Source organism: Pseudomonas sp. NC02, from assembly GCF_002874965.1.
Lineage (GTDB): Bacteria > Pseudomonadota > Gammaproteobacteria > Pseudomonadales > Pseudomonadaceae > Aquipseudomonas.
In genome coordinates, this window is record NZ_CP025624.1 from 3,825,015 (window position 1) to 3,842,144 (window position 17,130).

A 17,130-nucleotide genomic window follows, 5' to 3' on the forward strand; every position below is an offset into this window, starting at 1 on the left:
CGGCTGACCGCCGCCATCGCAGGCAAGCCAGCTCCCACACGTTTATTTTGCGAATAAAAATGAAACCGGTTTCAGAGGTCCACAACAATGCATAAATACCCCGTCTCCATCAGCCTTTCCAGTTACGGCGCCGACCTGGTCCGCCAGCAAGGCCAGTTGAGTTTCGTCGAGGTGCTGGCTGCCGCCGGCGCGCAACGCATCGAATGGCGCGAAGAGCTGCTGACCACCGAACAACCCCATGAGCTGGCGCAAGCTGCAGCCGATCAAGGCCTGGAGTGCGTGTTCTCATCGCCCCTGGAACTCTGGGTGGCCGGTCGCTCGCAGCCCAATGCCGAACTGGCCGCCACCCTCAACCGCGCCCAGGCATTCGGCGCCCGCTGGCTGAAAGTCTCCCTGGGCTATTTCACCGACACCAACGACCTCGACAGTTTGAGCGCCCTGCTCAACCGGCATCCGGTCAAGCTGCTGGTGGAAAACGACCAGACCCTGCACGGCGGGCGCATCGAGCCGATGCAGCGCTTTTTCAACGAAGTCGAGCGGTTCGCGGTGCCGGTGAAAATGACCTTCGATATCGGCAACTGGCAATGGCAAGACCAATCGGCGACCACCGCTGCACGCCTGCTGGGCCGCCACGTGGATTACCTGCACTGCAAGGCCGTGGCCCGCCGCGCCGACGGCAAGCTGGTGGCCCTGCCGCCGGGCGCCGCCGACCTGCATCTGTGGGAACAACTGCTCAAGCACATGACTCAAGGTATTACCCGGGCCGTGGAATTTCCGCTGCAAGGCAATGACCTGGTGCAGGTCACCGCCCAGCAGGTCGCCGCCCTCGCCGTCCTCGGCCAGCCCCGCGTGGAGAACGCACATGTCTGAGATCGATATCCTGTCGTTTGGTGAAACCATGGCGATGTTTGTCGCCGAACAGACCGGCGACCTGGCCCAGGTTGCCCAGTTTCACAAGCGCATTGCCGGCGCCGACAGCAACGTCGCCATCGGCCTGTCACGCCTGGGCTTCAACGTCGCATGGCTGAGCCGCGTGGGTGCCGATTCCCTCGGGCGCTTCGTGGTGGACACCTTGCAGAACGAAGGCCTGGACTGCACTCAGGTGGCGGTGGACCCGCTGCACCCCACGGGCTTTCAACTCAAGTCCCGCGAGGAAGCCGGCGATGATCCGCAGGTGGAGTACTTCCGCCGTGGCTCGGCCGCCAGCCATTTGTCGGTCGAGGCGATCAAGCCTGAGCTGTTGCAAGCCCGGCACCTGCACGCCACCGGCATTCCGCCGGCGCTGTCGGACGCCACCCGCGACCTGTCGCGCCAGTTGATGACGCAAATGCGCGAGGCCGGGCGCAGCGTGTCCTTCGACCCGAACCTGCGCCCGTCCCTGTGGGCGAACGAGCAACGCATGATCAGCGAAATCAACGCCCTCGCCTGCCTGGCGGACTGGGTGTTGCCGGGCTTGAGCGAAGGCCGCTTGCTCACCGGTTTTGAAGACCCGGCCGACATCGCCGCGTTTTACCTGGACCAGGGCGTGGAAGCCGTGGCCATCAAGCTCGGGCCCCACGGCGCGTATTACCGCACCCAGCTGGACCAGGGGTTTGTCGCCGCCGTGCCAGTGGCCAAGGTGGTCGACACGGTCGGCGCCGGCGATGGATTTGCCGTGGGCATGATCAGCGCGCTCCTGGAAAACCTGAGCTTCAGCGAAGCCGTGCAGCGCGGCAACTGGATCGGCAGCCGCGCGGTGCAGAGCCGTGGCGACATGGAAGGCTTGCCGTTCAGGACCGATCTGCCCCACACCCAGAAAGCCGGTTAATCAGCATCACCGAGTTACCTGTTGCCACAACTACAACAAGCTCAGGAGCAACCTTATGGACCCGTTGAAACTCGCCACCCGCCGTTGGTGGTACATCATGCCCATCGTGTTTATCACCTACAGCCTGGCGTACCTGGACCGCGCCAACTACGGCTTTGCCGCCGCCTCCGGGATGGCCGAAGACCTGATGATCACCCCGGGCATGTCGTCATTGCTCGGCGCGCTGTTCTTCCTCGGCTACTTTTTCTTCCAGGTGCCCGGTGCGATCTACGCGCAGAAACGCAGCGTGAAGAAGCTGATTTTCGTCAGCCTGATCCTGTGGGGCGGCCTGGCCACCCTGACCGGCATGGTGTCCAACGCCTACATGCTGATCGTGATCCGCTTCATGCTCGGGGTGGTCGAAGCCGCCGTGATGCCGGCGATGCTGGTGTACCTGTGCCACTGGTTCACCCGCGCGGAACGCTCGCGAGCCAACACCTTCCTGATCCTCGGCAACCCGGTGACCATGATGTGGATGTCGGTGGTCTCGGGCTACCTGGTGCAGCATTTCAGCTGGCGCTGGATGTTTATCATCGAAGGTTTGCCGGCGGTGCTGTGGGCGTTTATCTGGTGGAAGCTGGCGGATGAAAAACCCGCAGACGCCAAATGGCTGAGCGCCCAGCATAAAAAAGACCTGGAAACAGCCCTCGCCGAAGAACAAGTGGGCATCAAGGCGGTAAAGAACTACGCCGAGGCCTTTCGCTCACCCAAGGTGATCATCCTGGCGCTGCAGTTTTTCTGCTGGAGCATTGGCGTGTATGGCTTCGTGCTGTGGCTGCCGTCGATCCTCAAGGCCGGCCTGAAAATGGACATGGTCGAGGCCGGCTGGCTGTCGGCGCTGCCGTACCTGGCGGCGGTGATCGGCATGCTGGCGGTGTCCTGGGGCTCGGACAAACTGCAAAAACGTAAACGTTTTGTGTGGCCACCGTTGCTGATCGCCTCCATCGCGTTTTATGCGTCCTACGTGCTCGGCGCCGAACACTTCTGGTGGTCGTACACCCTGCTGGTGATCGCCGGGGCCTGTATGTACGCGCCGTACGGGCCGTTTTTCGCAATCGTCCCCGAGATCCTTCCGGCCAACGTCGCCGGCGGCGCCATGGCGCTGATCAACAGCATGGGCGCCCTCGGTTCGTTCGGCGGTTCGTACCTGGTGGGCTACCTCAACAGCAGCACCGGATCGCCCGGCGCCTCGTACTTGCTGATGAGTGGTGCGCTGCTGGTGTCGGTGGTGTTGACGATCTTTCTCAAGCCCGGCGCCAGCGACCGCGAGCGCGCCCCGCTGCACTCCCTTGAATTGAAGGTAAAGACCTGATGAAAAAGTCTGTCGTGCTCTACAAGAAACTCTCTGCACCGCTGATGGCCCGCCTGCATGAACAGGCCGAGGTCACGCTTATTGAATCGCTGGATGAAAGCGGCCTGGCCAAACTGCGTGAAGCCTTGCCGACGGCCCAGGGGTTGCTGGGTGCCAGCCTGCGCCTGGATGCCAAACTGCTGGATCTGGCGCCAAACCTTGAGGCCGTGGCCAGCGTGTCGGTCGGTGTCGACAACTACGACATCGACTACCTGACCGGGCGCGGCATCCTGCTCAGCAATACCCCCGACGTGCTGACCGAAACCACCGCCGATACCGGCTTCGCCCTGATCCTGGCGACCGCCCGGCGAGTGGTGGAGCTGTCCAATATGGTGCGCGCCGGCAACTGGAACCAGAACATCGGCCCGCTGCATTTCGGCAGCGATGTACACGGCAAGACGCTTGGCATTATCGGCATGGGCCGAATTGGCGAAGCCTTGGCCCAGCGTGGGCACTTCGGGTTCGGCATGCCGGTGATCTACCACAGCCACTCGCCAAAACCTGCAGTGGAGCAACGTTTTGACGCGCAATACCGCAGCCTGCCGGACCTGCTCCGGGAAGCCGACTTTGTGTGCCTGACCTTGCCGCTGACGGCTGAAACCGAAGGTTTGATTGGCGCTGAAGAGTTCGCACTGATGGGCCCGGAGACGATCTTTATCAACATCTCCCGAGGCAAGGTGGTGGACGAGCCGGCGCTGATTGAGGCGTTGCAACAGCGCACGATTCGTGCGGCGGGGCTGGATGTGTTTGTGCGGGAGCCACTGCAGCATGACTCGCCGTTGTTGCGTTTGAACAATGTGGTGGCGACGCCGCATATCGGTTCAGCGACTCATGAGACGCGGGAGGCGATGGCCAAGTGTGCGGTGGACAATCTGCTGGCGGCGCTGGCGGGTGAGAAGCCGAAGAACCTGGTGAATCCGGCGGCCTGGAAACACTGATTCCTGAAACACCACAGCACCCAATGTGGGAGCGGCGGTGCGACGATTCGACTTGCTCGCGAAGGCGGTGTGTCAGCCACCGAATGCATCAACTGATACACCGCTTTCGCGAGCAAGTCGAATCGTCGCACCGCCGCTCCCACATTTTTGATCGCATTTCAGATTAAATGACGAACCTGGCCACCATCCCGTTCAAATCCACTGCCAGGCGCGACAGTTCGTGACTGGCGGCTGAGGTCTGATTGGCACCCGCCGCCGACTGCGTCGCCAGGTCGCGGATGTTCACCAGGTTGCGATCCACTTCGCGGGACACCTGAGCCTGTTCTTCCGACGCACTGGCGATCACCAGGTTGCGCTCGTTGATCAGGCTGATGGACTGGGTGATCTGCTCCAGGGCCACACCGGCAGCCCGCGCCATTTCCAGGGTGCTTTGGGTGCGCTGGTTGCTCTGCTGCATGGACTGCACCGCTTCACCCGTACCGCTCTGGATGCCGGCGACCATTTTCTCGATTTCCTGGGTCGACTGCGCCGTGCGATGGGCCAGGGCCCGCACTTCGTCCGCCACCACCGCAAAACCACGCCCGGCTTCACCGGCACGCGCCGCTTCAATCGCCGCGTTGAGTGCCAGCAGGTTGGTCTGCTCGGCAATCGCGCGAATCACATCCAGTACCTTGCCAATATCACGGCCCTGGGTGGCCAGGCCTTCGATCAGCACCGAGGTGTTTTGCACGTCTTGGGTCATGGTCTGGATCGCGCCGACGGTTTCCACCACTCGGTCGCGCCCTTCCCGCGCAGCCTGGTTAGACTGGCTGGAGGCCTCGGAGGTGGACACCGCGTTGCGCGCCACTTCTTCCACGGCGGCCGTCATTTCGTTGACCGCGGTGGCGGCCTGGTCGATTTCGTTGTTTTGCTGTTGCAGGCCTTTGGAGGCTTCTTCGGTGACGGCGCTGAGCTCTTCAGCGGCGGAGGCCAACTGCGTGGCTGAGCCGGCGATGTGCTGGATGGTCTGGCGCAGGTTGTTCTGCATCGCGGCCAAGGCGCCGAGCAGGCGGGCCGGTTCGTCCTTGCCGTCGACTTCGATGGGTTTGCTCAGGTTGCCGCCGGCGATGGACTCGGCAGCACTGACCGCCTTTTGCAGCGGAGCGACAATGCTGCGGGTCAGCAGCCAGGCCAGCAACACCGTCATCAAGGCTGCCAGCACGGCGACGATGATGATCCCGGTCACAGCCTGAGAATAACTGCCTTCGGCGGCGACGTTGGCCTGATCGGCCCCGGCGCTGTTGATGGCGATCAGTTTATTCAACTGCTCGCCCATCAGGTCGGTGCCGTCCTTGATCCGGGTATTGATCAGGGTACGCATCTCCTCGACCTTGTTTTGCTGCGACAGCGACATCATCTCGGCCTGGGCGGTCAGGTAGCTGTCGAGGGTCGCGGAAAAGGCTTTGTAGACGCTGGCCTCTTCGCCCTCGGCAGGCAAGGCCGAATAGGCGGCCTGGGCCACCTTGACCTTGTCCACCAGAATGGCCGAGCGCTCCTTGGCGTCCTGCACGGCGGCCGGCTCGCGGTTGATCAGAATGCGGAAGGACAGGATGCGCAGGCGCAACACGTTTTCGGTAATGTTGCCAAGGTACTTTACGCTGGGTAACTGGTTGGTTCCCATGTCGACCGAGGCCTGGCGGATCAGCGTCATGCGGTTGACCGCAAACACCCCCAGGATAACCACAAGCAACGCAATGAACGCAAAACCAAGGAAAGCTCGGGGGGCAATATTCAGGTTACGGAGGGACATAGGTGCGCTCTCAGAAGTAGTGGCTGCGCGCGTCCCTGCCGCGACACGGTCAGTCAGCGTCAACGCGCTGCTCTGACCTTACGGCGCCACTGTTTTAATAGGTATGTGGTGCCTACAACGTTATCGGCCGGCTTGAGGATTTAATGGGGGATGTTTCGAAATATTTTTTCACACTTCTGACAACTGGCACTTTCTGGCATCCTGCGCCTCCTTTTTCCTACCCGGGCCCGTATTTTGTCTGACACTCAAACCCCTCGCCCCCGTTATAAATCCGACCTGATCTACGGCCTCGAGGACCGTCCGCACTTCAGCGCGGCGATATTTGCCGCCCTGCAGCACGTGCTGGCCAGCTTTGTCGGGATCATCACCCCGACGCTGATCGTCGGCGGCGTGCTGGGCCTGGAAAGCGAAGTGCCGTACCTGGTCAGCATGGCGTTGTTTGTGTCCGGGCTCGGCACCTTTGTGCAGGCCCGCAAGTTCGGCCCGGTGGGTTCGGGCCTGCTGTGCCTGCAAGGCACCAGTTTTTCGTTTATCAGCGTGATCCTCAGTGCCGGCTTCATGGTCAAGGCCCGGGGCGGCGGCACCGATGAGATCCTGTCGACGATCTTCGGCATCTGCTTTTTCGCGGCGTTTATCGAAGTGGTGCTCAGCCAGTTCATCGGCAAGCTGCGCAAGCTGATCACCCCGGTGGTCACCGGCACCATCATTACCTTGATGGGTTTGTCGCTGATCAAGGTGGCCGTCACCGACATGGCCGGCGGTTATGGCGCCAGTGACCTGGGCGCCGCCGGCAACATGGGCCTGGCGGCCCTGGTGCTGCTGACCATCGTGGTGCTCAACCGCTTCAACAACCCGTTCCTGCGCCTGGGTTCGATCGTGATCGGCCTGACCCTGGGTTTTGTGGTGGCCTGGTGGATGGGCCGCGTCGACCTGGGCGCCCTGCCCCAGTTGCCACTGATCAGCGTACCGGTGCCGTTCAAGTACGGTTTTTCGTTCGACTGGGTGGCGTTTATCCCGGTGGCGGTGATCTTCCTGATTTCGCCACTGGAAGCCGCCGGTGACCTGACCGCCAACTCGATGATCTCGCAACAGCCGGTCAAGGGTCCGCTGTACATCAAGCGCATCAAGTCCGGCCTGCTGGCCGACGGCCTCAACTCGGTGATGGCGGCCACCTTCAACAGCTTGCCGATGGTGACCTTCGCCCAGAACAACGGGGTGATCCAGTTGACCGGCGTGGCCAGCCGTTATGTGGCGTACTTCATTGCCGGGCTGCTGGTGCTGCTGGGGCTGTTCCCGATGATCGGCGCGGTGTTGCAACTGATGCCCAAGCCGGTACTCGGTGGCGCCACGCTGATCATGTTCGGCACCGTGGCCGTGGCCGGGATCAAGATCCTCGCCGAAGCCGGGCTGCACCGGCGCAATGTGCTGATCGTGGCGATCTCCCTGGGCATGGGCCTGGGTGTGGCGGCAGTGCCGGAAGTACTGCGCGAGCTGCCCAAGGCACTGCACAACATCTTCGAGTCGCCAATCACCGTGGGGGCGTTCTGCGCTATCGTGCTGAACATCTTCCTGCCTGAGGAGTTCATAGAGTTGGAAGAAGATGAATTTGATCCGGAAGCCTCCACCCTCAAAGTGATGCAGGACCCGGACGTCACGAAATAGGAGAACCCGTTTTATGCGCAAGCTCATGGTTTTGTCACTGCTGCTACTCACCCTGAGCGCGTGCGCGCTGTTTCCCAATCGCGACCCGGTGAACATCAACGTGGTGGGCATCGAGCCGCTGCAGAGCCAGGACCTGGAAGTGCGTTTCGCGGTGAAGCTGCGGATACAAAATCCGAATGAAACCGCCATCGACTACAGCGGCGTGGCCCTGGACCTGGAGGTCAATGGCCGGCCGCTGGCGTCCGGGGTGAGTGACCAGGGTGGCTCGATCCCACGCTTTTCGGAGACGGTGCTGACGGTGCCGGTGAGCGTTTCGGCGTTTTCCGTGTTGCGCCAGACCCTTGGCTTGAGCCAGACCCAGAGTTTGAATAACCTGCCGTACGTGTTGCGCGGGAAACTCGCAGGTGGCCTGTTTGGCACCATGCGTTTTGTGGATCGCGGGACCCTGGACTTTCCCAACACTGCCACTTGGTAACGACATGGATGCGCAACCTACGCTGTATACCGAACGGCTGATCCTGCGGCCGTTGACGCTGGAGGATGCCGAGGGTGTCCAGCAGCAATTTCCGCATTGGGAAGTGGTGCGTTACCTGAATGCCCTGGTGCCCTGGCCGTACCCGGCGGATGGTGCGCGCAGCTATCTGGAGCAGGTTGCATTGCCGGCGATGGCCCGGGGTGAGGAGTGGCATTGGTCGATCCGCCTGAAAAGCGCGCCTGGGGTGTTGATTGGTAATGTCAGCCTGATGGATGAGGTGGACAACAACCGCGGCTTTTGGCTGGCGCCGCAGTGGCAGGGCCAGGGGTTGATGGCCGAGGCCAGTGCGGCGGTGACTGAGTATTGGTTTGAGGTGCTGGAGCGGCCTGTGATGCGGGTGCCCAAAGCGGCGCCGAACGTGGCGTCTCGCAGGATTTCCGAGCGGACGGGGATGCGGTTGGTCAGGACCGATGAGGGGCAGTTTGTCGCTGGGAGTTTGCCCAAGGATATCTGGGAGATTACCCGGGAGGAATGGCTGGGGAGTCGGCGGGGCTGAGGTGGGTTTTGGGTGTATATCCGTTATTTGGGTAACGGCTGATATGGGTTCCGCTCTTACAGCGGCTCACTTTTGAAAAGCGCAAAAGTAAGCAAAACGCTCTTGCCCCACCACTCGGCACCTCGCTAATGCTCGGTGTGCCCTCACTCCGGCTTTGGACCGTGGGCCGCCGTCATGGGCCATCCTTGGCCCAGGACGGCTAACCCGGCGTCCTGCCGGGTTACCCACGCTCCAAAGCCTGCGTTCGGCCAGCGTGGTTTAACGGGGCGCCCAAGATCAAGATCAAAAGCAGATCAAAAGCACAGCGGCCTCCCGGCCGGCTTGAGTGTTAAAAGCAAAAGCAAAAACCAGAGCGAAAACAGATCTGCTTTTCTGTGGGAGCGGGCTTGCTCGCGAAAAACCTGAGAGCGCCGCGTTGAATCAGGATGCCAGCGTCATCGTTAACGACCTTCGCGAGCAAGCCCGCTCCCACATTTGGACCGTGCCCGCTTTAGCTTTTGATTTGCTCTTCAACACTCAAGCCGGCCGGGAGGCCGCTGTGCTTTTGCTTTTGCTTTTGATTTTGATCTGACTGCCCCAATAAGCCCGAGGCCGAACGCAGGTATTGCGGAGCGGGTAAACCGGCAGGACGCCGGTTTAGCCGCGCCGGGCCATGGATGGCCCGTCGCGGCGGCCCGCGGAGCAATGCCGGAGTGAGGGAACACCGAGCCTAGGCGAGGTGCCGACAGGCGGGGCAGAGCCCTTTGCTTACTTTGGGGCTTTTCCAAAGTGAGCCGCTGTAAGAGCGGAACCATAAGCCGCCGTTACCGAAGAAACGGATATGTACTCAGTCAACAATAAACCGCACCCCCGCCCTAACCCGCTCATCCACGGTCAATTCGAAAATATCCGGCCGGGCATAATGCCCAACCACATCATAGTCATACCGCGCCCGCACCAAATCATCCGTATCAATCCGCGCCACCAGCAACCCCGCCCCACCGAGCAATGGCCCGGCAAGAACGTCCCCCATGGGCCCGACAATCACACTGCCCCCCGCGATCAGAGGCCGATCCACCGGCCAGTTCGCCACCTCCACGCCCAACGCCTGGGGTGACGCCTGCACCTGACACGCACTCACCACAAAACACCGCCCCTCATGGGCAATATGCCGCATGCTCACCTGCCACATTTCCCGCTCATCCACCGTCGGCGCGCACCACACTTCCACACCCTTGGCGTACATCGCGGTGCGCAACAACGGCATCATGTTCTCCCAGCACACGGCGCCGCCGATGCGCCCTACCGCGGCATCAACCACCGGCAACGTCGAACCATCACCCTTGCCCCAGATCAGCCGCTCAGTGCCGGTAGGCATCAATTTGCGATGCCTGGCCACCAACCCGCCCACCGGCTCGAAATACAGCACCGTGCAATACAACGTGCTGCCACTGCGCTCAATCACACCCAACACCAGGCTCGCCCCGGTGCGCGCCGACAAGCCGGCCAGCGCTTCGGTCTCCACACCCGGCACATCAATCGCATTGGCAAAATACCGCGCAAAGGCCTCGCGCCCTTCAGGCAGGCGATACCCCAGCTGGGTGCCGAAGCCTTCACCTTTGGGATAACCCCCGAGCAACGCTTCCGCCATCACCACCAGTTGCGCACCGCTGCGCAGGATTTCGTCCTCGTAGGACAGGATCTGTTCCAGGGTCTCAGCCTTGCCACCCGGCAAGGAACCGATTTGCAGCGCAGCCACGGTAGAAACAGGCATCACGATCACTCCGTATCAATGGGGGTTGCCCATTCTCCGGCCAGCGGCAATCATGAATAAAGCCCGCTTCGCTGCTAACTGATATGAGCCATATGAATATCATCATCCATCAGTCAGCGTCCTTCAGGAATCCGACAAGACTCTCGATAAACCGCTCCAGCGCCGCCGGCAAAGCACGCTTGGGCATGGTCAGGACTTGAATTGCCCGGTCTGAAAACTGCGGGTTCGACAGCGCAGCCGAGGTCAGCTCGTCGCTCCCATTCGCCCGATGACTGATCGCCCCACCAAACGCGATGGTGTCCGTGTTGCGAACGAATTCATGGATGGCGCCCGAATAATTGCAGGTCATTACGTGATTGAACGTCAGCCCTTCCATCTGGCAAACCAGGTCGAACAATTGCCGCTGGGTAGAGCCTTTTGGCGTCAGCGCCAACGGGTAAGCGGACAGCGATCGAAGGGACAGTTGCCTGACCGCCGCCAGTGGATGCCCCACCCGCATCACCGCGCGGATCGGCGAGCGACTGGAATGCCGCACTTCAACCCCTTCGACAGGCTCGGTACTGAATACCAACCCCACATCGGCTTCGCCGCGTCTCACTTTATCCGCGCATTCGTGAGGCGACATCACTTCCAGCACATACTGGAAAACGGGATTTTGCTGATAATGCCGGATCAGCACCTGAGGCAGGAAATAACGGGACAGCCCCTCGGTGGACACCAGCCGAACCACTTTCGCGCCCGGATAATCGCCCGCCCGTAGCTCCGAGAGCAGGCTTTGCTCCTCCAGCAAGGCACGCCGTGCGTGATCGGCCAAGGCATTGCCGGCCGCTGTGGGCTGCATGCCCCTTGGCCGGCGCTCGAACAATGGAACCCCGATGGTTTCTTCCAACAGGGAGATCTGGCGACTGACCGCACTGGGCGCGATGTGCAAGCGTTCGCCGGCAGCAGCCAGTGATCCTGTATCGAATACGGCCAGGAAATAACGATAATCCACAGTTTGATTCCTTTACCCAGGGATCTATTTATTAGAAGGCAAACGTCAAAAAACAGCAATATACACACCGATGCATGACTTCTATATTGGATTGAACCTCAGCCCGCACCGGAACTGCCATGTCCAAGCAACAAGCGCTCGCGAATGTTCGCCAGTACCTGGCCGAAGGCCATTTTGAAGCCGATCTGCGTCGCAGGATTGCCATTCGCAGCGAAAGCCAGAACCCCGGCCAGGCGCACGAACTGACGCGGTACCTGCAACAGGAAATACAACCAGCGCTGATCGCAATGGGTTTTGAATGCCAGATGCTCGATAACCCGTCGGGCGCCGGCCCGTTGCTGTTCGCCTCACGCCACGAAGGGGCTGATTTGCCTACGGTATTAACGTATGGACATGGCGACGTAGTGCTCGGGTATGACGAGCAATGGCGCGAGGGCCTCAGCCCTTGGGCGTTGAGCGTGGAAGGTGATCGTTGGTATGGCCGAGGCACCGCGGACAACAAGGGCCAGCACAGCGTCAACCTGACTGCCCTCGAGCACGTCATCAAGCAACGTGAGGGGCGCTTGGGCTTTAACGTCAAAGTGCTGTTCGAAACCGGCGAAGAATGCGGTTCTCCCGGGCTGCGGGAGATTTGCACTCTGCACCGGGAGCTGTTGCAAGCCGATGTGTTCATCGCCTCCGACGGGCCGCGCTTGAACGACAGTCGCCCGACAATATTCCTCGGTTCCAGAGGTTCCGCGTTGTTTTCCCTGGAAGTCAACGCACGCGACAAGGGCCTTCACTCCGGTAACTGGGGCGGTGTGATGTCCAACCCCGCCGTAGTATTGGCCAATGCGCTAGCCAGCCTGGTGGACAAGGACGGTCGTATTCGCTGCCGAACGCTGGTGCCTGACGCCATACCCGACTCCGTACGCGAAGCCATCCGCGACTTGGACATCCATCCGCGCTCCCTGGGCCGGGAACTGGATGTTGATTGGGGCGAGCCTGGCCTGACCCTGGGTGAACGACTCTTCGGCTGGAACACGGTGGAGATCCTTGCGTTTATCGCAGGCAATCCGACCAAACCGGTCAACGCCATTCCACCCCGCGCCACCGCGCATTGCCAGTTGCGATTTGTGGTCGGCACTGACTGGCAGAATCTGCAAAAGCTGCTGCGCCAACACCTGGATGCCGAGGGGTTTCAACAGGTCGATATCGTGATTGACCGTTGCACACCGGCCAGTCGCCTGGACCCTGACAACCCTTGGGTACGCTTCGCCAAACAGTCGATCGCCGATGCCACCCACCGGCCCGTTGCCGTGTTACCGAACCTTGCAGGCACCCTGCCCAACGATATTTTCGCGGACATATTGGGTTTGCCCACCTTGTGGATACCGCACTCCTACCCCGGGTGTTCACAACATGCGCCGGATGAGCATCTGTTGGGCTCGGTAGTCCTCGAAGGGCTGCAAATCATGACCTCGCTGTTCTGGGACCTGGGTCACCTCGCCCCCTTCAAACCACAATAAAAAATCGGGGTCCGCCGACCCTTTTTATCTGCCGCTCACCCCCCTATAAAATCAGGAGCGTCAAGAATGACAGCGTTATCGTCCCCCACCGTTTCACCCACGATCGCAAAGGCCACGCCCCTCTGGAAACCCATTGGCGCGGCCTTGATCGGTAATACGCTTGAATGGTTCGACCTGTCGGTGTACGCCTATTTTGCGCTGACCATCAGCAAGGTATTTTTCCCGGCCGCCGACCCGGCCGTGTCGCTGTTCCTGGCCTTCGCGACCTTCGGCCTTTCATTTCTTATCCGGCCACTGGGCGCTGCCGTGCTCGGTTCCTATGCCGACCGGCAGGGACGCAAGAAGGCGTTGACGCTGTCCATCATGCTGATGCTGATAGGGACGGCGATGATTGCCGTGATGCCCAGCTATGCAACTATCGGGATTATTGCGCCGATCGGTATTCTGTTCGCCCGCCTGCTCCAGGGTTTCTCCGCCGGTGGTGAGTTCGGCAGCTCCACCGCGTTCATGATGGAGCATGCACCGCAGAAGACCCGTAACTTTGTCGCGAGCCTGCAGTTTGCAAGCCAGGGCTTTGGCGTGGTCATCGCCTCATTGTTCGGCTACTTCCTGACCATCAGCCTGAATGATCAACAGATGTTCGACTGGGGTTGGCGCGTGCCGTTTTTCTTCGGGCTGATCCTCGCCCCGGTGGGCCTGTACATCCGCCGCACGGTGGATGAGTCGCCCGATTTCAAGGAAAGCCAGCCGGGCTCACGGCCGTTGCGGGAAGTGCTGCTCTCGCAGAAGACCTTGTTGCTGGTGGCGATGGGCGTGCTGATCGTGTCGACGGCGTCCAACTTCATGATCAAGTACATGCCGTCTTATGCCTCGACCACCTTGGACATTCCCCAGTCCACAGGCTTCCTGGCCACGCTGACGGGCGGGATCATCCTGACCGTGGTGACGCCGGTTGTAGGGTTCATCACCGGTTATGTCAGCCGGATCAAAATCATGTTGTGGGCCTCGAGCATCTACATCCTCGTAATCTTTCCGGCATTCGCCTGGCTCAACAGAGTACCGAGCGCCACCTCGTTGTTGCTGGTGGTGTCGATGATGGCGTTGATCAAGGCCGTCTACTTCGCCCCACTGGCATCACTTATGGCCGATGTATTTCCCGTACGCACCCGGGTGACCGGCATGTCACTCAGCTACAACCTGGCCGTGACGATATTCGGTGGCTTTGCACCGGTGATTGCAACCGGGTTGATCGCGCTGACCGGCTCGCAGCTGGCGCCGAGCTTTTACCTGATAGCGGCGGCTGCCCTCAGCATTGGCGCGCTCGTGGTGGCAAAGAGAACATTGCGCCTGGTGTAGCACCTGGCGGGACGTTATATATTCAGGGCATATCCAGTCACATGATATGAGCCTGATGAATATCGCCAACGTCGATCTCAACCTGCTGAAAACCTTCGAGGCCCTGCACGACGAATCCAGTGCCAGCCGTGCCGCCCTGCGTCTTGGCGTCACGCAGTCGGCGATCAGTGCAGCCCTGCGCCGCTTGCGCGATGTGTACGGCGATCAGTTGTTCGTGCGTACCGGCCGGGGCCTGGCGCCCACCTTGCGGGCCAATCAGTTGAAGCCGGTGATCAGCGAAGCCCTGGATCGCTGCCGCCAGAGCCTGGCGATGGTGGATCCCCTGGGCAATCACTATCAGGGCCGTTCGGTGGTGGTGGGGTTATCGGATGATTTCGAAATCGCCTACGGCCGGCGGCTGATTGAAGAGATTGCCCGGCGTGCGCCAAAGCTGCGGTTGATGTTCCGCCAGACCCACAGCCAGATCGTTGCCGACGCCCTGCTCGACCGCAGCCTGGACCTGGCAATCACCGCCGGCGGGTTTGCCGAGCGCCGGTTGAGCCGGCAGGTATTGGGGGAAGGCCATTACGCGTGCCTGGTGGACCCCGACAGCCTGGCGCCGGGACAACAGGCCATCGACCTCGACGAGTTCGTCAGGCGCGAGCATGTGCTGGTGTCATCCGGCGGGTTTATCGGGATCACCGACGAGGGCCTGGCCGCGCAGGGGCTGAGCCGCCACGTAGGTGCCTCGACCACACACTTCGCGGCGCTGCCGTTCCTGCTCAAGGGCAGCCAGGCGGTGGCGACCATCCCCGGCCATGCGGCCCAGGCCATCGCGCAGATGACCGGACTGAGGGAGCTGCCTTGCCCGCTGGCGCTGCCGCGTTACCCGGTGGAGCTGGGCTGGCGCACCCAGGCGCAACTGGATCCGTTGCTGCTCAAGGTGCGCGAGGCAATCGAGGCTTGTTTTACTTCGCCGCCATCAGGCGATTGACTTCACTGCGCACCATGTTCGAGAACTCCGGCGGTGACATGCCGTCCAGTTCTGCACGCACCCATTCGGCCCATTTGCCCTTGCGCTTGGCGCGTTCGCCAAACAGGCGGGCGGCCTCGCCCTTGGCCTTGCCCAGGTTGCTTTGCCAGAGGTCGTAGAGACGGGACTTTTCATCTTCCAGCGCGGCGCGCTCGGCGAGGGGCTTGTTGGCCAGATTGAAGCTCATGTTGAATTACCTGCTGCACAAATAGGTGACATCTTACACTGTAGGTTGAAATTTCCTGGCCTGGATTTCTCCTAAGCTGACCACAGGAAAAAAACTGCAACTTTTGCCCGCTTCAAACACTCCATTCTTCATCAAGCGCATTCGTTGCCACATTCACCCGCAAGGAGTTAACCCAATGGCTCGCAAATCTGCCGCCCAAGCCGTCGAAGACCAAATCAAGGACCAAGCCTTCAGTGAGCTGACCGCACTGATCGAAGAATCGGACAAGCTGCTCAAAAGCAGCGCGTCACTGGTGGGGGAAGAAGGTGAAACCCTGCGTGAACAGGTCGCCATCAAGCTCAAGCAGGCGCTGGACTCGGTGTCCAACGTGCGCGAGCGCAGCAAGCCGGTGGTGGATGCCACCGAAACCTATATCGGTGGCCACCCATGGCAGACCGTGGCGATTTCCGCCGGGTTTGGCCTGGTAGTCGGCCTGTTGCTGGGCCGCCGCAACTGATCTGATGCAACGGCTGCGCCCTCCCCGGGCGCAGCTCGCTTCAGGCCTGTGCCAACACCCGCAACCGACTCAATTCCTGCGTTTCGATCTCGATCCCGCCTGCCTGCGACTTCGCCCGTGTGCGATGGCGCCGATCCCCCGGCAAACGCCGCAACCCTGCCGCATGCATCTGTCGCACCAGCTCCTGGCTGCGCTCGGCGAAGCTCTGCCCGGCGGTCTTGCTCGGGTCGATCACGATCAGCAGTTGGCCGGTCCATGGGGTGCGGGCGCCGGGGTGATCGGACCAGTTGAACTCAAACGAGAAGTTACCGCCCGTGAGGGCCGCGGCCAGCAGCTCGACCATCATCGACAGGGCCGACCCCTTGTGCCCGCCAAACGGCAGCAGTGCGCCGCCTTCGAGGATCGCCTTGGGGTCCTGGGTCGGCTGGCCGAGGCTGTCCACGCCCATGCCCGGCGGCAGGCGCTCGCCCTTGCGCGCGGCAATCTGCACGTCGCCATGGGCGATAGCGCTGGTGGCCAGGTCAAACACGATCGGCAGGCCATCGGCGCGGGGCGCGGCGAAGGCAATGGGGTTGGTGCCGAACAGCGGGCGGTCGGCGCCGTGGGGCACCACGCAGGTCATGCTGTTGACCACGCTCAAGGCCACCAGGCCTTCTTCGGCGAAGGGCTCGACATCCGGCCAAAGCGCCGCGAAGTGGTGGGAGTTATGGATCGCCAGCAAGGCAATCCCGGCACTGCGGGCCTTTTCCACCAACAACGGGCGGGCGGCTTGCAGTGCGGGCTGGGCGAAGCCGTTGCCGGCATCCACCCGCACAAATCCGCTGGCCACATCCTCGACCACCGGCACCGCCTTGCCGTTGACCCAGCCACTGGCCAGGGTCGAGACGTAACCGGGGATACGGAATACACCGTGGCTGTGGGCACCGTCGCGCTCGGCGCTGGCGCAGTTCTCGGCCAGCACCTGGGCCACATCGGCCGACGTACCGTGGCGGACAAACACCTGGCGCAGCAGGTCGGTCAATTGCGCATAACTGAGTCGCTCTGATGAAGACTCGACATCCAAAGGCGATGCAGACATCTGAAGCTCCCGTTTAATTATTGGAATGGGCGACAGCGTACAAGAATCGGTCCGTCGATTAGACAGGGTTTGCCCCATGGCTGTCGACAGGGAGCGCCAGACATATCTAGCCCCTCGTGGCGCCAGGCC

General features: G+C 61.4%; 17 protein-coding genes. 12 read left to right on the plus strand and 5 right to left on the minus strand.

Going from position 1 to position 17,130, the window contains the following annotated elements:
* Positions 1–87: 87 nt before the first annotated feature.
* The 4 genes from C0058_RS18055 to C0058_RS18070 are packed head-to-tail and all read left to right on the plus strand — an operon-like array spanning position 88 to position 4,135.
* The gene (locus C0058_RS18055; protein WP_102369242.1) at positions 88–870 is read left to right on the plus strand and encodes a sugar phosphate isomerase/epimerase; all 783 of its coding nucleotides are present in this window, start codon (positions 88–90) and stop codon (positions 868–870) included.
* Complete coding sequence (locus tag C0058_RS18060) at positions 863–1,807, plus strand: sugar kinase (protein ID WP_102369243.1); 945 nt, start codon at positions 863–865, stop codon at positions 1,805–1,807. The genes C0058_RS18055 and C0058_RS18060 overlap by 8 nt, the downstream gene beginning before the upstream one ends.
* Positions 1,808–1,862: 55 nt before the next feature.
* Positions 1,863–3,158 carry an MFS transporter gene (locus C0058_RS18065; protein WP_102369244.1) on the plus strand — a complete coding sequence of 432 codons (1,296 nt, stop codon included), beginning with the start codon at positions 1,863–1,865 and terminating at the stop codon, positions 3,156–3,158.
* Positions 3,158–4,135: a D-glycerate dehydrogenase gene (locus tag C0058_RS18070; RefSeq protein WP_102369245.1), complete on the plus strand. Its 978-nt coding sequence runs from the start codon at positions 3,158–3,160 to the stop codon at positions 4,133–4,135. The genes C0058_RS18065 and C0058_RS18070 overlap by 1 nt, the downstream gene beginning before the upstream one ends.
* A 163-nt stretch (positions 4,136–4,298) precedes the next feature.
* Here C0058_RS18070 and C0058_RS18080 read toward each other — a convergent pair whose 3' ends face one another.
* A complete protein-coding gene (locus C0058_RS18080; protein WP_102369247.1) occupies positions 4,299–5,924 on the minus strand; it encodes a methyl-accepting chemotaxis protein in 1,626 nt (541 codons plus the stop codon).
* A gap of 234 nt (positions 5,925–6,158) precedes the next feature.
* Between C0058_RS18080 and C0058_RS18085 the strand changes: the two genes are divergently transcribed.
* From C0058_RS18085 to C0058_RS32665, 4 genes are all read left to right on the plus strand, one after another.
* Positions 6,159–7,586: a nucleobase:cation symporter-2 family protein gene (locus tag C0058_RS18085; RefSeq protein ID WP_102369248.1), complete on the plus strand. Its 1,428-nt coding sequence runs from the start codon at positions 6,159–6,161 to the stop codon at positions 7,584–7,586.
* Positions 7,587–7,599: 13 nt separating this feature from the next.
* Positions 7,600–8,061, plus strand: coding sequence for an LEA type 2 family protein (locus tag C0058_RS18090; RefSeq protein WP_003214086.1), 462 nt, complete (start codon positions 7,600–7,602; stop codon positions 8,059–8,061).
* A 4-nt stretch (positions 8,062–8,065) separates the two neighbouring features.
* Positions 8,066–8,617 carry a GNAT family N-acetyltransferase gene (locus C0058_RS18095; protein ID WP_087694381.1) on the plus strand — a complete coding sequence of 184 codons (552 nt, stop codon included), beginning with the start codon at positions 8,066–8,068 and terminating at the stop codon, positions 8,615–8,617.
* Positions 8,618–8,942: 325 nt separating this feature from the next.
* Positions 8,943–9,188 (plus strand): hypothetical protein, encoded by a 246-nt coding sequence (locus C0058_RS32665; RefSeq protein WP_158660299.1) that lies wholly within the window; start codon positions 8,943–8,945, stop codon positions 9,186–9,188.
* 255 nt (positions 9,189–9,443) lie between these two features.
* Here C0058_RS32665 and C0058_RS18110 read toward each other — a convergent pair whose 3' ends face one another.
* The gene (locus C0058_RS18110; protein WP_102369249.1) at positions 9,444–10,370 is read right to left on the minus strand and encodes a carbon-nitrogen hydrolase family protein; all 927 of its coding nucleotides are present in this window, start codon (positions 10,368–10,370) and stop codon (positions 9,444–9,446) included.
* Positions 10,371–10,479: 109 nt separating this feature from the next.
* Positions 10,480–11,364 carry a LysR family transcriptional regulator gene (locus C0058_RS18115; protein ID WP_102369250.1) on the minus strand — a complete coding sequence of 295 codons (885 nt, stop codon included), beginning with the start codon at positions 11,362–11,364 and terminating at the stop codon, positions 10,480–10,482.
* 119 nt (positions 11,365–11,483) lie between these two features.
* Between C0058_RS18115 and C0058_RS18120 the strand changes: the two genes are divergently transcribed.
* From C0058_RS18120 to C0058_RS18130, 3 genes are all read left to right on the plus strand, one after another.
* Positions 11,484–12,872: a M20 family metallopeptidase gene (locus C0058_RS18120; RefSeq protein WP_087694379.1), complete on the plus strand. Its 1,389-nt coding sequence runs from the start codon at positions 11,484–11,486 to the stop codon at positions 12,870–12,872.
* Between the two features lie 66 nt (positions 12,873–12,938).
* Entirely contained in the window at positions 12,939–14,228 is a 1,290-nt protein-coding gene (locus C0058_RS18125; RefSeq protein WP_102369251.1) for an MFS transporter, read from the plus strand.
* Between the two features lie 55 nt (positions 14,229–14,283).
* Positions 14,284–15,201 (plus strand): LysR substrate-binding domain-containing protein, encoded by a 918-nt coding sequence (locus C0058_RS18130; protein ID WP_087694394.1) that lies wholly within the window; start codon positions 14,284–14,286, stop codon positions 15,199–15,201.
* Here the strand turns inward: C0058_RS18130 and C0058_RS18135 are convergent.
* Positions 15,176–15,427, minus strand: a complete 252-nt coding sequence (locus tag C0058_RS18135) for a hypothetical protein (RefSeq protein WP_003217960.1) — start codon at positions 15,425–15,427, stop codon at positions 15,176–15,178. The genes C0058_RS18130 and C0058_RS18135 overlap by 26 nt on opposite strands.
* 175 nt (positions 15,428–15,602) lie before the next feature.
* Here C0058_RS18135 and C0058_RS18140 point away from each other — a divergent pair, with 175 nt between their 5' ends.
* Positions 15,603–15,923, plus strand: a complete 321-nt coding sequence (locus C0058_RS18140) for a YqjD family protein (protein WP_003217958.1) — start codon at positions 15,603–15,605, stop codon at positions 15,921–15,923.
* Between the two features lie 40 nt (positions 15,924–15,963).
* On the opposite strand, the gene C0058_RS18145 is transcribed toward C0058_RS18140, so the two are convergent.
* Entirely contained in the window at positions 15,964–17,001 is a 1,038-nt protein-coding gene (locus C0058_RS18145; protein WP_102369252.1) for an Ldh family oxidoreductase, read from the minus strand.
* Positions 17,002–17,130 lie beyond the last annotated feature (129 nt).

What these genes read in the sequence shown, in the direction of transcription:
- C0058_RS18055 (WP_102369242.1), top strand. Translation starts at nt 88, where the DNA reads ATGCATAAATACCCCGTCTCCATCAGCCTTTCCAGTTACGGCGCCGAC.
- C0058_RS18060 (WP_102369243.1), top strand. Translation starts at nt 863, where the DNA reads ATGTCTGAGATCGATATCCTGTCGTTTGGTGAAACCATGGCGATGTTT.
- C0058_RS18065 (WP_102369244.1), top strand. Translation starts at nt 1,863, where the DNA reads ATGGACCCGTTGAAACTCGCCACCCGCCGTTGGTGGTACATCATGCCC.
- C0058_RS18070 (WP_102369245.1), top strand. Translation starts at nt 3,158, where the DNA reads ATGAAAAAGTCTGTCGTGCTCTACAAGAAACTCTCTGCACCGCTGATG.
- C0058_RS18080 (WP_102369247.1), bottom strand. Translation starts at nt 5,924, where the DNA reads ATGTCCCTCCGTAACCTGAATATTGCCCCCCGAGCTTTCCTTGGTTTT.
- C0058_RS18090 (WP_003214086.1), top strand. Translation starts at nt 7,600, where the DNA reads ATGCGCAAGCTCATGGTTTTGTCACTGCTGCTACTCACCCTGAGCGCG.
- C0058_RS18095 (WP_087694381.1), top strand. Translation starts at nt 8,066, where the DNA reads ATGGATGCGCAACCTACGCTGTATACCGAACGGCTGATCCTGCGGCCG.
- C0058_RS18110 (WP_102369249.1), bottom strand. Translation starts at nt 10,370, where the DNA reads ATGCCTGTTTCTACCGTGGCTGCGCTGCAAATCGGTTCCTTGCCGGGT.
- C0058_RS18120 (WP_087694379.1), top strand. Translation starts at nt 11,484, where the DNA reads ATGTCCAAGCAACAAGCGCTCGCGAATGTTCGCCAGTACCTGGCCGAA.
- C0058_RS18125 (WP_102369251.1), top strand. Translation starts at nt 12,939, where the DNA reads ATGACAGCGTTATCGTCCCCCACCGTTTCACCCACGATCGCAAAGGCC.
- C0058_RS18130 (WP_087694394.1), top strand. Translation starts at nt 14,284, where the DNA reads ATGAATATCGCCAACGTCGATCTCAACCTGCTGAAAACCTTCGAGGCC.
- C0058_RS18135 (WP_003217960.1), bottom strand. Translation starts at nt 15,427, where the DNA reads ATGAGCTTCAATCTGGCCAACAAGCCCCTCGCCGAGCGCGCCGCGCTG.
- C0058_RS18140 (WP_003217958.1), top strand. Translation starts at nt 15,603, where the DNA reads ATGGCTCGCAAATCTGCCGCCCAAGCCGTCGAAGACCAAATCAAGGAC.
- C0058_RS18145 (WP_102369252.1), bottom strand. Translation starts at nt 17,001, where the DNA reads ATGTCTGCATCGCCTTTGGATGTCGAGTCTTCATCAGAGCGACTCAGT.